This is a genomic window from Lactobacillus sp. ESL0228, assembly GCF_003692825.1.
GTDB lineage: Bacteria > Bacillota > Bacilli > Lactobacillales > Lactobacillaceae > Lactobacillus.
In genome coordinates this window covers 373,557-389,612 of the sequence record NZ_REHJ01000008.1, presented here as the reverse complement: position 1 = coordinate 389,612, position 16,056 = coordinate 373,557, and the positions used below count along the sequence as shown (strand labels likewise).

The following is a 16,056-nucleotide window of genomic DNA, read 5'->3' as shown; positions in this document are numbered from 1 at the left end:
ATGATATTTAAGGAATTTAGAACAAAATGGACTCCAGAGATAGATAATTTTCTAAAAAAACATTTGGAGCAGGAAATTAACAATAAAACAATGAGTCAAATTATGTCTTATTCAGTAATGGCTGGGGGTAAGCGCCTGCGTCCCTTGTTATTTTTGGCAACTGTAGACGCCTTGGATAAACGGATTAGCGAAAAAGAGATTCGATTAGCTTGTGGAATAGAATTGATTCATACCTACTCGTTAATTCACGATGACCTGCCAGCAATGGATAATGATGATTATCGGCGTGGCAAGTTAACCAGTCATAAAAAGTGGGGTGAGGCAGAAGCAGTTTTAGCAGGTGATGCTTTATTGCCGTTAGGCATACAATGGATTGCTCAAGCAAGTAATTCAGCTGAAATAGTTGAAATTATTACAAAAGCAGTCGGAGTAAATGGAATGGTTGGTGGTCAATATTTAGATATTGATTCAACAAATAATGCAAGCGTTGCAGATGATACCGATTTGATTAATGAAATGGAATGGCTGAAAACGGGGTGCCTTATAAAAGCCTGCGTTGAAATGGCAATTGTTTATTCTAATGTTGATGATTTACGAAAAGATGCCCTGCTTAAATTTGCACAAGATTTTGGTCGTTCATATCAGATATATGATGATTTGGTTGATATTGTTGAAACACCTGAAGAAGCTGGGAAAATGACACATAAAGATCAGAAAAATGGCAAAAATAATACATTAACCATGCTAGGAGTTAAGCACAGCCAGCAAAAATTACGACAACTGATGGAGCATGCACAAAAGAGCTTAAAAATTTTAGATAGTTCGGTTTTATCCGGTTTTCTCAACTTATATCAAAAGGTATTATAATGGATAAAGAAAGAGCAGATGTTTTATTAACAAAACAAGGCTTGTTTAATTCCCGTACGCAAGCACAACGAGCAATTATGGCCGGACTTGTTTGCGATCATAACCATCAAAGAATTGATAAGAGTGGTACAAGTTTTCCTATCAATGAACAATTTTTTATTAAAGATTTAGGAAAAAAGTATGTTTCTAGAGGCGGATTTAAACTTGAAAAAGCTTTAGAATCATTTGAAATTAATTTGTCTGATAAAATTTGCCTTGATATTGGCGCTTCTACTGGTGGTTTTACTGATGTTGCCTTACAAAATAAAGCTAAATTGGTTTATGCTTTGGATGTTGGTTATAATCAACTCGCATGGCAGTTGCGGGATGATCCACGTGTTGTTGTCATGGAAAAACAAAATTTTCGTTACAGTATGCCGAAAGATTTTACAAAAGGGTTACCTGATTTTGCTATGACTGATGTTTCATTCATTTCACTTGATTTAATCATGCCACCAATGTACGAAATTTTAAAAGATCATTGTGATGCCGTATGTTTGATTAAGCCCCAGTTTGAAGCAGGTCCTGAAAAAGTTGGTAAACACGGAATTGTGACAGATCATCAAGTTCATTGTGCTGTGATTGAACATACAATTAAACAGGCTTTAGAAATTGGTTTTAATGTCCTTGATGTTGATTATTCGCCAATTAAAGGTGGTAAAGGCAACATTGAGTTTTTAATTCATTTACAAAAAGATTTGGCAACTGGTGGGAGACTGCTTTGGTCGCAAACTCCAGCAGAAATCGTTGAAAAAGCAGTTGCAGGGCTATAGGAGAAAGCTATGTTAGTTGAACTGGATATTAAGAACTTTGCAATTATCAAGGCATTGAAGGTTCGCTTTCAAGAAAACATGACCGTTTTAATTGGTGAAACTGGCGCAGGCAAGTCGATCATCATTGATGCAGTTTCATTATTAATGGGTGGTCGTGGTCAAAAAGAAATGGTGCGAAGTGGTGAAAAGAAAGCTGTAATAACTGGGTTGTTTGAAGTTGATGAACAAGCACCCAAAATTGCTGAAATTTGTGAACAATATGGTTTACCTGAAGCAGATAATCAGTTAATTATTAGTCGCGAATTAGCAGTTAAAGGTCGCAGTGTTGTTCGAATTAATGGTCAGTTGACTACGATTAATGTTCTTCGTGAATTAGGAAATTATCTGGTTGATATTCATGGACAAAATGATCAACAAGTTTTAATGGATCAAGAACGACAAATTGACTTAGTTGATAATTATGCTCCAGCTGAATTCAAGAAGAAGTTAGGGGAATATCAATCTGATTTTAGAACATGGCATGACCTGTCAGATAGGTTAACTCATTTACGTAATGATGCGCAAGAGCTTGCCCAAAAGCAGGATATTTTAACTTTTCAAAACGATGAATTAATGGCTGCCAACTTAACAGATCCAGATGAAGATGAACAACTTGAAGAAGAATATAATGAGCTAAATAATTATCAAAAGATTGTTGATACGGCGTCGTATTTAATGCAACTTTATGATGATGAAGATCATGGGATTGAATCTCTTGTGGGGAACGCACAAACTGCAGCAAATGAACTCTCTGAATACGGGACAAAGTTTAAAGATATTGCTAAAACTATTGATGATGGTGTTTTTGCATTAAGTGATGCACGAGGCGAATTATCTAATGTGATGGACGAATTAGATTTTGATGAAGAGCGATTTCAATATGTTTCTAGTAGACTTGATTTACTTAATTCACTTAAGAAAAAATATGGACCAACCTTAAACGATGTTTTTGTGTTTTATGAAAAAGTTCAAAAAGAACTAAGTCAATTTGAAACTGGGGGACTAGATGAAGAAAAATTGCGAAAACGGCTTAAAGATGTAGAGACACGGTTAACACATGAAGCTGGTTACTTACATCAAGTCAGAAAAGAGATAGCACAGAAACTAGAAGCAAAAATCAAATTAGAATTGTCTGATTTATACATGGCTAAGTCACGGTTTGTGATTGATTTATCGCCAACCACTACTTTTACCAAAAAAGGAACTGATCGAGTAATTTTCTTGATTTCTCCTAATCCTGGTGAAAATTTGATGCCATTAGTCAAAGTTGTTTCAGGTGGTGAACAATCACGTTTGATTTTAGCCTTAAAAACGATTTTCAGTAGAGTTGAACCAGTTGGTACAATGATTTTTGATGAAATTGATACAGGGGTTTCTGGACGTGTTTCCGCAGCAATTGGCAAAAAATTACATTCAATTGGCAAAAATAAGCAAGTAATTGCAATTACACATTCTCCTCAAGTGGCTGCAGCAAGTGATCAGAAATATCTTGTTGCTAAAAAAGTTGAAGATGGTGCTACTTATACGCAGATTGGACCACTTACTCAAGAAGAAACAGTTACCGCGATTGCAGAAATGATGGCAGGAAGCGACGTAACACAGGCAGCAAAACAAAATGCTGAAGACTTAATGAGAAGTTTTAAAGAGGAGTAATCAAAGTGCAGATTACGGAAAAGATAACATTAAATTCACAAGAATTGGTAAACTGTCAAAAACTGATTGAAAAGGTTCATCGATTTGATCAGACATATTCTGATCCGTACTTAAGTAATGCATATAATTATTTTGAGCAAATGCCGACTTTTGTTTTAGCATATGTTGGTCAAAAATTAGTTGGTTTAGTAATGTTATATGCTGATGAAAAGCCTAATGATTTGGTTGATGTGTATGTATTAGTGGATCCGGACTTTCGAAGACAACAAATTGCTAGCAAAATGATTGATGATGCCCAAAAAATTTTAAATAAATATGGCTATACTAATTTTTGTTTTCCATGTGAAAAAATTTTTCTCAACCGAAATCCTCAATTTTTGGCTAAAACTCATTTAAACTTAATCGATGATGCTGAATATAATATGGCAACAAAACAGCCAACTAAAATTAAGCAAACAGACCATTTGAATCAAGTATTAACAATTGCCAATCTTAGAAAACGGGACATTGAGCAAGTTGCTCAATTGCAGAGTAGAGCATTTGGTGAAAATTTATCTTCTTCAACTAAATATATTGCGCAAAGTTTAGCTAATGATCAAATCAAAAGTTTCATTTTACTTTTTAATGATGAAATTGTAGGTTATTGTGCTGTAGATAGAGGAAAAGTTGATTATCTCTTTGGTTTATTTATTGCTGATAAGTGGCAGAAACAAGGTTTTGGTAGCTACTTTATCAAAAAAATAATGGAGCTTTTACAAGAACAAGGTTCACAAAAGTTTGTACTTGATGTTGAAGTAGATAATCATTGTGCAATCCAAGCCTATCAAAATGCTGGATTTAAGATAAGAAGTAAAAACATTTATTTAAAACAGTAACAACCCTTTTCTAAGTACGGAAAAAATAAAAAATGCGGAAATATTTTCGCATTTTTAGTTAATAGTAAAGTTAAATTTAATTCAAGCCAAATCGACTCTAAAAATTGTGTCAAGATCTATTATTCTAAGCAGTTTTTTATTCATTGAAGATAAGACGAATTTTCCAGGTGAGATTTGTTTAGTAATTTGACCAATTTCACTTGATCCGTCTTGGTAACTTAATAAGACAAAAGCATGGTGAAGTAAAGCAAATTCAAGTGTTGAAAGAATCTCACTGTAATATTGATTATAGATGCTTAGTTTGTCGTTGTCATATTCAAATAGGTAATGATAAACTTTTTTAAATGAATTCTTCATTAATTCCACCCCAATTTTCGAACGCACGTTTGTTTAAAACAATTATACGAACATTTGTTCAGAAAAACAAGTTTTTTGTTAAAAAACTTCTTAACTTGAAAATATCTTTCTTTTAGTGCAAACTAGATGTAATAGCTTTTTATAGGGGAGTATGGCATGACAGAAAAAGGTTTGTTACTTGTCCTTTCGGGTCCTTCTGGAGTAGGAAAAGGAACCGTTAAAAGTGCAATCGTTGAGAATCAGGTTTTTCCATTTGAGTATTCAGTTTCAATGACAACTAGAAAACCTAGACCTGGCGAAGTTGATGGCGAAGATTATTTTTTTGTGAGTAAAGAACGATTTAAGCAAGCTATTAATCAGGGAGAGCTTTTAGAATATAATCGTTATGTCAATAATTATTATGGCACACCCCTTGCTCCAGTGAGAAAAATGTTGGATGAGGGTAAGGATGTTTTACTAGAAATTGATGTCAATGGTGCGCAAAAAGTACGTAAGCAAATGCCTGACGGCGTGTTTATTTTTCTAACACCACCTGATTTACATACTCTACATCTACGGCTGGAAAATCGCGGTACAGAGTCAGAGGACGTGATCATGGGTCGCATTAAACAAGCACGCCAAGAAATTCTAGTAATGCAAGACTATGATTATGCAGTTGTTAATGATACTGTTGCTAATGCCGTTGATCACATTAAGGCAATTGTCGATGCCGAACATGTTAGTGTTAACCGTGTAATTGACACATATCGTAAAATGGTCAGAGAGGATTAAAATGAGAGTTACATATCCATCAATTGATAAATTGTTAGATCGCGTTGATTCGCGTTATTCATTGTCGGTACTTGCTGCTAAAAGAGCACATGAACTTGAAGCGGGTGAGCCTGAAGCATTGAAAAAGTATAAGGCACTTAAGCCTGTTGGAAGAGCTTTAGAGGAAATTGAGGCTGGTAAGGTTACAGTTGATTCAAATCACTCAGCCCAATAATAATTGTCCAAAGTTATGACCTTCATCCGAAAAGATGAAGGTTATTTTTTAAGGGTGAGTAATATGATAGCGCAAATTATTGTTGACATTGCAGCTAAACAGACAGATCGCATTTTTGAATACCATGTTCCCGATGAATTAATCGATGTGGCAATTGGGTCACGAGTTTTTGTTCCATTTGGTTCTCGAAAATTACAGGGCTTTGTTATAGGACTCAGTAAGACAAGTAATTTTCAAGGAAAACTTAAGGACTTATTACTAGTGGTTGATGAGTTGCCTCCTTTAACACCAGAATTAGTTTCATTATCTAAAACACTAGCTAATGAAATTTTTTCTTATCGGATTTCAATTTTAAAAACAATGCTCCCTAGAGTCATGCGTGCCAATTATCGTAAAATTCTAATTCCAATTTCGGATCAGGCGAAAAAAAATCCCTTTTTTAAAGGAAAAATAGTTGACTTAAATCAAATTAAGTCTAGTCATGAGGTTGCCTATATACACCAGTTAATAAAAAAGCAAGATGCCAAAATTGAATACATTGTTGAAAATCAAGCAAAAACTAAAAAGGAAAATTTATATTCCTTAGAATTAACTAAAGATAAATATTTACAAGCTTATGAATCGCTTAGACAAAATGCGGTAAAGCAAAGGCAATTACTGCAATATTTAATTACAAATTATTCCGCTTTTCCTAAGATGCAATCAGTTATTGAAAAAGATACGGGAATTAAGACTGCCACACTGACTAGTGCTGTTGCCAAAGGGTGGTTAAAAAAAGAATCAACTGAAATTTATCGTGATCCATTAGTTGACTATAAACAATCTGCTCATTCTTCTAAAATTATTTTAAATGATGAACAAGCAGCTGCTTTGAATCAAATTTCTAATGCAATTCAAAATTGTACTCCACAAACGTTTTTGCTTGAAGGCGTTACTGGTAGTGGAAAGACAGAGGTCTATTTACAAGCGATTAGTCAAACTTTGTTAATTGATAAAAATGCATTGATGTTAGTGCCTGAAATTTCTTTAACTCCTCAAATGGTCGCGCAAGTTAAGTCTCGCTTTGGTCAGCAAGTTGCAGTTTTACATAGTGGATTATCAGAAGGTGAATTATATGATGAATGGCGTAGAATTCGTCGTGGGGAGGTTCGCGTAGTAGTTGGTGCCCGCAGTGCTGTTTTTGCACCCTTAACAAATATCGGACTGATTGTAATCGATGAAGAGCATGAAGCATCATATAAGCAGGAAGATAATCCTCGTTATCATGCACGCGATGTGGCCAGGTGGCGTAGTCAATATAATTCTTGTCCGCTGATATTAGGAAGTGCAACACCATCGTTAATGAGTCGCGCAAGAGCACAAAAGGGAGTTTACCAACTGCTTAAGCTCTCTCAAAGAGCTAATAAGCAAAAGTTGCCTGAAGTTAAATTAATTGATTTAAAAGATGCAAATTTTGCTGGAAACCAATTTGATGTAAGTGAACAATTATTGTCAGCTATTAAAGAGCGCTTAGCTAAAAAAGAACAAGTGATTTTAATGCTCAATAGGCGTGGCTATGCAAATTTCATGTTATGTCGTGAATGTGGTTATGTGATGGAATGTCCTAACTGTGATCTTTCTTTAACCATGCATAAAGATGTCCAACAAATGCAGTGCCATTACTGTGGATTCACAACCACAATACCGAAGAGATGTCCTAAGTGTCAGAGCCAGCAAATTCGTTTTCTAGGAACAGGGACACAAAAAGTAATGCAAGAATTGCAGGATTTGATACCCAATATTCGAATCTTACGGATGGACGTCGATACAACTAGACGTAAAGGTGAATTTAAGAGGATCCTTGACGATTTTGCAAATTATCAAGCCGATGTATTATTAGGAACACAAATGATTGCCAAGGGGTTAGACTTTCCTAATGTAACGCTTGTAGGTGTAGTGAACGCTGATACTGGTTTGTGGCTTCCAGATTATAATGCTTCGGAACGAACGTTTGAATTGCTAACTCAAGTTTCTGGTAGAGCAGGTAGAGCCAAGAAAAAGGGTGAGGTAATTATTCAAACTTTTAATCCTGATCATTATGCGATAAAATTTGCTCAAACACAGGATTATGAACGCTTTTATGCTTATGAAATGCGTGTCCGTCATGCTGGAAATTATCCACCATATTTTTATACTGTTTTAATTTCAGTAGCTGCAAAAAAAGAGCAGAATGCAGCTCGTGCAGCATTTAAAATTAAGAATTATCTTCAACAACAATTAAAACAAACGACAATTATTTTGGGTCCGACACCAAGTGCAATTTCTCGTTTAAAAAACAAATTTTATTATCAAATACTGGTAAAATATAAAAAAGAAGAGAATTTAAATCAATTATTGCATCAAATTCAAGATTCTGCACAGAAGGCAAAGAAATATGGCTTGAGTATTTATATTGATAATGAGCCAGAACGAATTATGTAAAGGGGATATGTTTAATGACATCAGTAATATTTATGGGAACACCTAACTTTGCAGTACCAATTTTAAAAGGACTAGTCGAATCCAATTATGAAATTAAAGCAGTAGTGACTCAGCCAGATAAAAAAGTTGGCAGAAAACAGAAGATTACTAAGACGCCTGTCAAAATAGCAGCAGAAAAGCTGAACTTGCCGATTGTCCAACCAGTAAAGTTGTCTGTATCTTCTGAATTACTCGAATTAATTGATTTGCATGCAGATTTAATTGTAACTGCCGCATATGGTCAATTTTTACCAACTAAGTTTTTAAAATCTGTCAAAATAGCAGCAGTAAATGTACACGGATCACTACTACCGAAGTATCGCGGTGGGGCTCCAATTCAATATTCACTGATTAACGGAGAAGCCGAAACCGGCATTACTATTATGGAAATGGTAAAGCAAATGGATGCCGGAGATATTTATGCTCAAAAAGCGATTAATATTGAACCTGATGATACTACGGGAAGTCTATTTGATAAATTAGCAATTATTGGTCGTGACTTACTATTAGAAACTTTGCCCAAAATAATTGCAGATCCACAGGCTAAAGTCGCACAAGATCAATCTAAAGTTGTGTTTTCGCCTAACATTAGTAAAACTCAGGAACAAATTAGATTAAAAATGACTGCAAAAGAGGCAAATAATTTAATTAGAGCCTTAAACCCTGCTCCTGGTGCTTATTTATTGGTAAAGGGAAAGCGAATTAAGGTATGGCGCGCAAAAGTTAGCTCAGAAAAGACCACATTACCGGCAGGTAGTTTAGTTGCCAGTGCAGATCGTTTTGCGATTAGTTTTGCTCAAGGCACTGTTTTAGACTTATTAGAAGTACAACCAGCAGGCAAAAAAACATTAGAAATAAAAAATTTCCTTAATGGTCAAGGCAGTAAATTTAAAGTGGGAGAAAAAATTGTTGACAATTAAAAGTGCTCGTGCTGTTGCTTTAGATACACTGATGCGTGTTTTTCGCAATAATTCTTATTCTAATCTTAGTTTAAATAATGCTTTAAAAAGAGCAGATTTATCACAAACTGATTGTAAATTTGCTACAAGGTTGGTTTATGGAACAATTCAATACAAAATTTACTTAAAGTTTCAGCTTCAAGACTTAATTAAAACCAAATTAAAGGAAGGGTATATTGAGCCCTTGCTGTTGATGTCGGCATATCAAATCTTGTTTTTGGATAAAGTGCCTAATAGGGCTGTTTTGAATGAAGCAAATATTTTGGCGAAAGAATTTGGTCGTTTGCATTCTACAGGTTTTAAAGTTGTTAACGGCGTTTTACGTTCACTTATTCGTCGTGGACCGATTTTACCTAAAACCACTGATAAAGTAACTTATCTGAGTATAAAAGAGAGCACGCCAGAATGGTTAGTTCAATATTTAATTGATCATTGGGGGAGCAAAAGAGTATCAAAAGTGCTTGCAAGTATTAATGAACCAGCTAAAAATACTGTTCGTATTTCACGCTTAGCAAATGTAAACGATGTAAAAAAAGAATTAATTAATTTAGGTTTTTCTTATCAGGAGTCTGAATTAACTAGTGATGAATTGATTTTAAATCATGGTGGAATTAGTTCAACGAAACTTTTTCAAAATGGTTTATTGACAATTCAAGATGAAGCTGCTAGTTTGGCGGTAAATGCCTTTGATTTTGATGGAAATGAACAGGTTTTAGATGCTTGTAGTGCCCCAGGTGGTAAAACGGAACAGATCGCTGAGCAAATTCCTTTAGGAAATGTAATGGCATTAGATATACACCAGAAAAAACTAAACTTAGTTGAACAAAACAGTTCTAGGATGGGTGTTAAAAAGCTCATTAATACAAAAGAACTGGATGCGCGCCAAGCTGACCATTTATTTGAAAAAGGTCAATTTGATAAAATTTTAGTAGATGCGCCATGTTCAGGTTTGGGTCTTCTTAGGCGTAAACCTGAGATTCGCTACAACAAGAGTTTATCTGATTTAACTAATTTACAAAAAATTCAATTAGCGATTCTTGAGCATGTTAGTTCATTACTGCGGGTAAATGGAGAACTGATTTATTCTACATGTTCAATTGCTCAAGAAGAAGATGAAGATGTGGTCAATATTTTTTTAGAAAAGCATCCTGAATTTGAATTGAAGCCATTTAAAACTGGTAAAATCACTGTACCAACAGGGATGCTTAAAATTATGCCAGATAGTTATCATAGTGACGGATTCTTTATTTCTAAATTTGTAGTACGAGGTTAAGGTTTTGATAAAAACAGCTTTTGCTTCAAGTATCGGTAGGATACGAGAAAGCAATCAAGATTTTGTCCAGGTTTATAAAAATAAAAATGGAGTAACAATGGCAACAGTATGCGACGGAATGGGTGGCCATCAAGGTGGTGACGTTGCGTCAACAATGGCTGTTAGTCATTTGGGCCATAATTTTAGTATGACTGATTTTACTGATTGTGAAAGTGCACATAAATGGCTAGACGTTCAATTAAGTGTTGAAAATGAAACAATTTTAAAAACTGCTGACCGTTTTCCTGATTTAAATGGAATGGGCACAACCATAGTTTTAGCAATTGTATTTGCTCAAGAAGCTCTGATTGCACATTTAGGTGATTCACGTGCATATGAGTATACTGAGGGAAAATTCATTCAACTAGTAGAAGACCATTCTTTAGTTAATGAGCTTATTAAAATGGGGCAAATTACTAAGCAACAAGCTCAAAATCATCCCCAAAAGAATATTATTACTCAGTCATTAGGTGTCTCCAGCACCATTGATCCTGAATTTCGGCAAATTGAGCTGAAGGAAAATGATCTTATTCTGCTATGTACTGACGGATTAACTAATTCACTAAATGACCCACAAATACAACAAATTTTGGCGACACGTGATTTATCTCTCAAACAACGTTGCCATAAATTGATTAATGAAGCTAACCGCTTGGGTGGTGGTGACAATATTACGGTCTGCTTGATTCTAAAAGAAGGTGGTGATGAGCGGTGATTGATAGGGGCTATTTATTAGGCGATCGCTATCGCATTATAGATACACTAGGTGAAGGTGGTATGGCCAATGTTTATCTAGCTGAAGATATTATCTTGCAACGTAAAGTTGCCGTTAAAATCTTACGGCTTGATTTACAAAAAGAACCGCAAACTTTAGCCCGATTTCAACGTGAAGCATTAGCAACCAGTGAACTTAGCCATCCTAATATCGTGATGGTATTAGATGTTGGTACTGATCAAGGGTTGCCGTATATGGTTATGGAATATGTTGATGGCCCAGATTTAAAAGACTATATTAGACTTAATGCCCCGTTAGATTTACATGATGTTATCCGTATAATGGATCAAATATTAAGTGCAATGGAGTTAGCACATAAGCACAATGTGATTCATCGTGATTTAAAGCCACAAAATATTTTGATGGATAAGCGTGGCAATATTAAAATTGCTGATTTTGGTATTGCAGTAGCATTAAATCAGAATTCAGTTACACAAACGAATTCCGCAGTTGGTTCGGTTCATTATATGTCACCAGAACAAACTCGGGGTGGACTTGTTACTAAACAGTCAGATATTTATTCACTTGGTATAATTTTATATGAATTAATCACAGGTTCTGTTCCATTCAATGGTGATTCAGCAGTGGCGATTGCGCTTAAGCATGCCCAAGAAGCAATCCCGTCTATTAAAGAGAAAGATGATCAGGTTCCTCAGTCTTTAGAAAATGTTGTCTTAAAAGCAACAGCCAAGGATCCAAGAAATCGGTATGCTTCAGTACATGAAATGCAGAGTGACTTGGATACAAGCTTAAATCCTGAACGTGCTAATGAGCCGGCATATGCAGATGGACGAGGAATTAATAATGATGAAACCATCATTTTACCCAATTTCAAGCCGACAAAAATACCTAAGGATAGTTCAGAAAAAAAGGTGAATGCAATTTCACATTCTGGAAATGATGATCAAGTTAAAAGAACAGCTTTTTTTCAAAATTTACGTAAATATAAATGGTGGTGGCTGTTTGTTGGTGTTGCCGCTATCTTAGTCATTTTTTTGATGGCTTTTGTTCTATCTGGTAGAAATAATCATGAAGTTCGCATTCCAGATGTCACTAATTTAACTGAACAAAGTGCGCGTGATAAGTTAGAAAATGTTGGTCTCAAAGTTGGTCGAATTAAGCATAAGAGTTCGGATAATATTGCTCAAGGAAAGGTAATTAAAAGCTCTCCTGGAGCAGGACGCAATATTAAACGGGGACGATTTATTGACCTTTATATTTCTGACGGAGCAGGAATGGTTAAAGTTCCCGATGTAACGGGTGAAGATTACCAGAGTGCAGTAGTTAAATTGGAAAAATTAGGATTTGAGGTTATTCGCGAAAATCAGTATTCTTCTAATGTCCCATTTGGAGCAGTTATCTCTCAAAGCATTGCTGCGGATGTCGAAGTCAAGCCAGCACAAACAACAATTACGCTGAGTGTTTCTAAAGGAAATGATGATCGCTTTAAAAATGATTCTGTCAAATTACCAGACTTACGTAATAAGTCACTTAAAACTGCTCAGAAATTTGCACATCGCCATGGCTTGACCTTGCAAGTAAATCCAACTTATTCTAGCAAAGTTAAAAAAGGAATGGTCATATCAATGAGCCCTGCATCCGATACTGAAGTTTCTCATGGTAGTACGATTACGGTAAGTGTTTCTGAAGGACCAAAAAAGGAAAAAGATTCTACTGCAATTAAAACGTTTACCGTTACGTATGAAAAAAATGATGAAGATACAGAAAGTCGTGGTAATCATATTCAAATATATATTTCTGATGACAATCATTCTCTGAATAATATTTATCGTGATTTGTACATTAAGCGCGACGTAAACTTTTCAATTCCATTTTTGCTTAAGCAAGGTGCTGGTGCTTTAAGAGTCGTTCGTGATGGACAAATAATATTAAATGAGAAGGTCAAGCAATGATAAAGCAAACTGAGGGAATTGTAATTGGCTTAATTGCTGGATTTTATGATGTCAAAACCGTTAGTGGCGTTGTTAGAACTAGGGCTCGCGGGGTTTTTCGAAAGAACAAATTAAAGCCTACAGTTGGGGATCATGTTCGCATTCAACTCGATGAACAAGGAACTAACTATTTAGTGGAAGTCTTACCAAGATCTAACTTAATTGGGAGACCGGCAGTAGCAAATGTTGACCACGTTTTATTAGTTATTTCGGCAGTTGAACCGGACTTTTCATTGCAGTTGTTAGATCGTTTCTTAACCTTTTTTTCTTGGCAAAATGTAGCTGTAAGTATCTATTTATCGAAAACTGATATCGCTTCAAACGTTCAATTAGAAAAAATGAGGCAAGATTTAGTATATTACGAAAAAATTGGATATCCAATTTTTGATAACTGGCAAAAATTAGCTAATGAATTACCAACAATGATTGCTAATGGTCAGATTTGGACTTTGGCAGGACAATCAGGAGCTGGTAAATCAACCCTGATTAATCATTTAAGACAAGATTTGAATCAAGCAACCCAAGCTATTTCCACTAGCTTAAATCGAGGTAAACACACGACTAGAACTGTGCAGTTATTTCAATTAGGTCAAGGTTTTTTGGCCGACACTCCTGGCTTTTCTGCTATTGATCTTACTCCAATTAAAATAAATGAGTTGTGTGAATATTTAGTTGAATTCAAAAAAGCTAGTGTACATTGCAAATTTCGTGGTTGCCAGCATCTTAAAGAACCACAGTGTGCGGTCAAGTGTTTAGTTGAAAATGAAAAAATCAAACGGAGTCGGTATGATGATTATCTCCTTATGAGAGCAGAAATTGCTAATGGCCGTCTTCCTGAGTATTTGAAGTGAGGAAAGATATGTTAATTGCACCTTCAATTTTAAATATTGATAATTTGAAATTAAGTGAAAGTATTAAAATAGCTGCAAAAGCTGGAATTACCCGTTTTCATATTGATATTATGGATGGTCATTTTGTACCTAATCTGTCTTTTGGCCCGCAATTGGTAGCAGATTTCAAACGTGACTTCCCACAACTTGAAGCAGAAGTACATTTGATGAGTAATAATCCAGATGATATGGTACCAGCATTTGTTAAAGAGGGAGCGGATGTGATGCTTCTTCATTATGAATCTATGCCTGAGGATAAGCTCAATTACTGGTTAGATTACTTGAAACACCACCAAGTTAAGACTGGAATGGTACTCAATCCAGATACTCCAATTGAAGTTCTGACTAAGTATATGTCTATGCTTGATCAGGTATTGTTAATGACGGTTTATCCTGGTTTTGGAGGACAAAAGTTTATCCCGGAATCAACTCAAAGAATTAATCAAGCAGTTAATTTGTTGCAAAATAAAATTCCAGTTGAAGTTGATGGTGGAATCAATGCTGAAACAGCCAAGATTGCTCGAAAAGCTGGTGCAAGTATTTTTGTTGCTGGTTCGTATATCTTTTGTCAAAATAATATTGCTGGACAAATTAATGAACTAAATGGTGTTTTACGATGAAAGGACTTGCACTTTTAGGGGCTCCAAAAGCTCAATGGCCCTGCGATATTAAAAAACAAATTGTAGCTGTTCAACAAATGGCTGGATTATTAATTGGGGTTGATCGTGGTAGCTTGTTATTGGAAGAGCTGGGGTTTGTTCCTGATTTAGCAGTTGGTGATTTTGATTCGTTACAAAAATTTGAATTAGCCAAGATTCAAAAAAATGTAGCTGACATTCGTTATTCAGTCCCGGAAAAAGATTTGACCGATACCGAGTTAATGCTTAGATATGCGTTTGAAAATTATCATCTTGACCATTTAACTGCAATTGGGGCAACAGGTGGTCGACTTGACCATTTTTTGACTAATTTATTTATGCTGTTGAAGCCGGAATTTAACGGGTACGCGGAAAAAATTGAGTTTTTGGATTTACAAAATTCTTTTGAATTTTATAATTCTGGTACACATATAATCCGAAAAAAGAAAGATTATACATATTTTGGAGTAGTTCCACTAAACGTAGTGCAGGATTTAAGCATTGTTGGAGCTAAATACGATTTGCAAAGTTATTCTACAAAAATACCAGTTTCACTAAGTTCTAATGAATTTTTATCAGAAAAAGATTATTTCAAATTATCATTTACAACGGGTACGGTAGCAGTTATACAGTCAAAAGATGTTGATCGCTATCAAAATTTTGATTTTAGATAAAACAAAAAGCTGACAGAATTTCTTCTGTCAGCTTTTTGTTTGCAATTAGGCACGGGTAACTTTACCAGATTTTAAAGTCTTAGTTGAAACCCATACACGTTTTGGTTTACCATCAACAAGAATACGAACTTTTTGAAGGTTTGGCTTCCACGCACGACGTGATGAATTCAAAGCGTGTGAACGTGTATTACCAAAAGTGGTCTTTTTACCAGTTATATAATCTTTTGCCATTTGCTAAACCTCCTTTATTGTGTTTTCATACTAAATAAAGATAGCATAATTTAAAAATCATTGCAACCGCAAAACTATTTTTTGTAAATGGAATTTTGACTTAATATTTGATTACTATGATAAAATAGATTCATAATATCGAGAACAATGATATGGAGGATAAAGATGGCTGTTAAAATCAAAACAAAAAATGGTTTGATTGATATTTCAAACGGGGTAATTGCTATTGTCGTTGGTAGCGCAGCTACATCCAATTACGGCGTTGTTGGAATGGCATCAAAGAATGCTATTCGTGATGGATTCGATGGAATTCTGAATCGCGCAAATTATAAGCGTGGTGTTGTAGTCAAATCAGATGATAATAAGATTACAATTGATGTCTATATTATCGTAGGTTACGGTTTAAAGATTTCAGAAGTTAGCCGTAATGTACAGGATAGTGTTAAATTTAATTTGAAAAATCAACTGGGGATTGACACACAAGCTGTCAATGTCATCGTTCAGAGTGTTAAATTGCTTGACGAATAGCTCAAGCGGA

At 35.1% G+C, this 16,056-nt stretch carries 17 protein-coding genes; 15 read left to right on the top strand and 2 right to left on the bottom strand.

Annotated elements, in window-relative coordinates; translation table 11 throughout:
• Genes F5ESL0228_RS05355 through F5ESL0228_RS05340 form a run of 4 tightly spaced genes read left to right on the top strand, consistent with a single transcriptional unit; the run spans position 1 to position 4,246 of the window.
• Entirely contained in the window at positions 1-867 is an 867-nt protein-coding gene (locus F5ESL0228_RS05355) for a polyprenyl synthetase family protein (RefSeq protein ID WP_122023097.1), read from the top strand.
• Positions 867-1,679 (top strand): TlyA family RNA methyltransferase, encoded by an 813-nt coding sequence (locus F5ESL0228_RS05350; RefSeq protein ID WP_122018441.1) that lies wholly within the window; start codon positions 867-869, stop codon positions 1,677-1,679. Before F5ESL0228_RS05355 ends, F5ESL0228_RS05350 begins: the two co-directional genes overlap by 1 nt.
• A gap of 9 nt (positions 1,680-1,688) precedes the next feature.
• Positions 1,689-3,371 carry a DNA repair protein RecN gene (gene recN, locus F5ESL0228_RS05345; protein ID WP_122023096.1) on the top strand — a complete coding sequence of 561 codons (1,683 nt, stop codon included), beginning with the start codon at positions 1,689-1,691 and terminating at the stop codon, positions 3,369-3,371.
• Between the two features lie 5 nt (positions 3,372-3,376).
• Entirely contained in the window at positions 3,377-4,246 is an 870-nt protein-coding gene (locus tag F5ESL0228_RS05340) for a GNAT family N-acetyltransferase (protein ID WP_122023095.1), read from the top strand.
• A gap of 81 nt (positions 4,247-4,327) precedes the next feature.
• Here the strand turns inward: F5ESL0228_RS05340 and F5ESL0228_RS05335 are convergent, their stop codons facing one another.
• Positions 4,328-4,603, bottom strand: a complete 276-nt coding sequence (locus F5ESL0228_RS05335) for a hypothetical protein (RefSeq protein ID WP_122018438.1) — start codon at positions 4,601-4,603, stop codon at positions 4,328-4,330.
• Between the two features lie 156 nt (positions 4,604-4,759).
• On the opposite strand from F5ESL0228_RS05335, the gene gmk reads away from it, so the two are divergent.
• From gmk to F5ESL0228_RS05285, 10 genes are all read left to right on the top strand, one after another.
• The gene (gmk, locus tag F5ESL0228_RS05330; protein ID WP_122018437.1) at positions 4,760-5,374 is read left to right on the top strand and encodes a guanylate kinase; all 615 of its coding nucleotides are present in this window, start codon (positions 4,760-4,762) and stop codon (positions 5,372-5,374) included.
• Position 5,375: 1 nt separating this feature from the next.
• Positions 5,376-5,588 carry a DNA-directed RNA polymerase subunit omega gene (rpoZ, locus tag F5ESL0228_RS05325; RefSeq protein ID WP_122018436.1) on the top strand — a complete coding sequence of 71 codons (213 nt, stop codon included), beginning with the start codon at positions 5,376-5,378 and terminating at the stop codon, positions 5,586-5,588.
• A gap of 63 nt (positions 5,589-5,651) precedes the next feature.
• Positions 5,652-8,048, top strand: a complete 2,397-nt coding sequence (gene priA, locus F5ESL0228_RS05320; RefSeq protein ID WP_122023094.1) for a primosomal protein N' — start codon at positions 5,652-5,654, stop codon at positions 8,046-8,048.
• 14 nt (positions 8,049-8,062) lie between these two features.
• Positions 8,063-9,007 (top strand): methionyl-tRNA formyltransferase, encoded by a 945-nt coding sequence (gene fmt, locus F5ESL0228_RS05315; RefSeq protein ID WP_122018434.1) that lies wholly within the window; start codon positions 8,063-8,065, stop codon positions 9,005-9,007.
• Positions 8,958-10,319 (top strand): 16S rRNA (cytosine(967)-C(5))-methyltransferase RsmB, encoded by a 1,362-nt coding sequence (gene rsmB, locus F5ESL0228_RS05310; protein WP_122023093.1) that lies wholly within the window; start codon positions 8,958-8,960, stop codon positions 10,317-10,319. Before fmt ends, rsmB begins: the two co-directional genes overlap by 50 nt.
• Before the next feature lie 4 nt (positions 10,320-10,323).
• Complete coding sequence (locus tag F5ESL0228_RS05305) at positions 10,324-11,073, top strand: Stp1/IreP family PP2C-type Ser/Thr phosphatase (protein WP_122023092.1); 750 nt, start codon at positions 10,324-10,326, stop codon at positions 11,071-11,073.
• Positions 11,070-13,046, top strand: a complete 1,977-nt coding sequence (gene pknB, locus F5ESL0228_RS05300) for a Stk1 family PASTA domain-containing Ser/Thr kinase (protein ID WP_122023091.1) — start codon at positions 11,070-11,072, stop codon at positions 13,044-13,046. Before F5ESL0228_RS05305 ends, pknB begins: the two co-directional genes overlap by 4 nt.
• A complete protein-coding gene (gene rsgA / locus F5ESL0228_RS05295) occupies positions 13,043-13,936 on the top strand; it encodes a ribosome small subunit-dependent GTPase A (RefSeq protein WP_122023090.1) in 894 nt (297 codons plus the stop codon). Before pknB ends, rsgA begins: the two co-directional genes overlap by 4 nt.
• Before the next feature lie 8 nt (positions 13,937-13,944).
• On the top strand, positions 13,945-14,595 hold the full coding sequence (gene rpe, locus F5ESL0228_RS05290; RefSeq protein WP_122023089.1) for a ribulose-phosphate 3-epimerase: 651 nt from the start codon (positions 13,945-13,947) through the stop codon (positions 14,593-14,595).
• Positions 14,592-15,287 carry a thiamine diphosphokinase gene (locus F5ESL0228_RS05285; protein ID WP_122023088.1) on the top strand — a complete coding sequence of 232 codons (696 nt, stop codon included), beginning with the start codon at positions 14,592-14,594 and terminating at the stop codon, positions 15,285-15,287. The genes rpe and F5ESL0228_RS05285 overlap by 4 nt, the downstream gene beginning before the upstream one ends.
• A 45-nt stretch (positions 15,288-15,332) precedes the next feature.
• Here F5ESL0228_RS05285 and rpmB read toward each other — a convergent pair whose 3' ends face one another.
• The gene (gene rpmB, locus F5ESL0228_RS05280; RefSeq protein ID WP_034981532.1) at positions 15,333-15,518 is read right to left on the bottom strand and encodes a 50S ribosomal protein L28; all 186 of its coding nucleotides are present in this window, start codon (positions 15,516-15,518) and stop codon (positions 15,333-15,335) included.
• 165 nt (positions 15,519-15,683) lie between these two features.
• Here rpmB and F5ESL0228_RS05275 point away from each other — a divergent pair, with 165 nt between their 5' ends.
• On the top strand, positions 15,684-16,046 hold the full coding sequence (locus tag F5ESL0228_RS05275; protein WP_122018427.1) for an Asp23/Gls24 family envelope stress response protein: 363 nt from the start codon (positions 15,684-15,686) through the stop codon (positions 16,044-16,046).
• The last annotated feature ends 10 nt before the right edge of the window (positions 16,047-16,056 follow it).

Coding starts and splice junctions, on each gene's coding strand:
- F5ESL0228_RS05355 (WP_122023097.1), top strand. CDS start 1: ATGATATTTAAGGAATTTAGAACAAAATGGACTCCAGAGATAGATAAT.
- F5ESL0228_RS05350 (WP_122018441.1), top strand. CDS start 867: ATGGATAAAGAAAGAGCAGATGTTTTATTAACAAAACAAGGCTTGTTT.
- recN (WP_122023096.1), top strand. CDS start 1,689: ATGTTAGTTGAACTGGATATTAAGAACTTTGCAATTATCAAGGCATTG.
- F5ESL0228_RS05335 (WP_122018438.1), bottom strand. CDS start 4,603: ATGAAGAATTCATTTAAAAAAGTTTATCATTACCTATTTGAATATGAC.
- gmk (WP_122018437.1), top strand. CDS start 4,760: ATGACAGAAAAAGGTTTGTTACTTGTCCTTTCGGGTCCTTCTGGAGTA.
- rpoZ (WP_122018436.1), top strand. CDS start 5,376: ATGAGAGTTACATATCCATCAATTGATAAATTGTTAGATCGCGTTGAT.
- priA (WP_122023094.1), top strand. CDS start 5,652: ATGATAGCGCAAATTATTGTTGACATTGCAGCTAAACAGACAGATCGC.
- fmt (WP_122018434.1), top strand. CDS start 8,063: ATGACATCAGTAATATTTATGGGAACACCTAACTTTGCAGTACCAATT.
- rsmB (WP_122023093.1), top strand. CDS start 8,958: ATGGTCAAGGCAGTAAATTTAAAGTGGGAGAAAAAATTGTTGACAATT.
- rsgA (WP_122023090.1), top strand. CDS start 13,043: ATGATAAAGCAAACTGAGGGAATTGTAATTGGCTTAATTGCTGGATTT.
- rpe (WP_122023089.1), top strand. CDS start 13,945: ATGTTAATTGCACCTTCAATTTTAAATATTGATAATTTGAAATTAAGT.
- F5ESL0228_RS05285 (WP_122023088.1), top strand. CDS start 14,592: ATGAAAGGACTTGCACTTTTAGGGGCTCCAAAAGCTCAATGGCCCTGC.
- rpmB (WP_034981532.1), bottom strand. CDS start 15,518: ATGGCAAAAGATTATATAACTGGTAAAAAGACCACTTTTGGTAATACA.
- F5ESL0228_RS05275 (WP_122018427.1), top strand. CDS start 15,684: ATGGCTGTTAAAATCAAAACAAAAAATGGTTTGATTGATATTTCAAAC.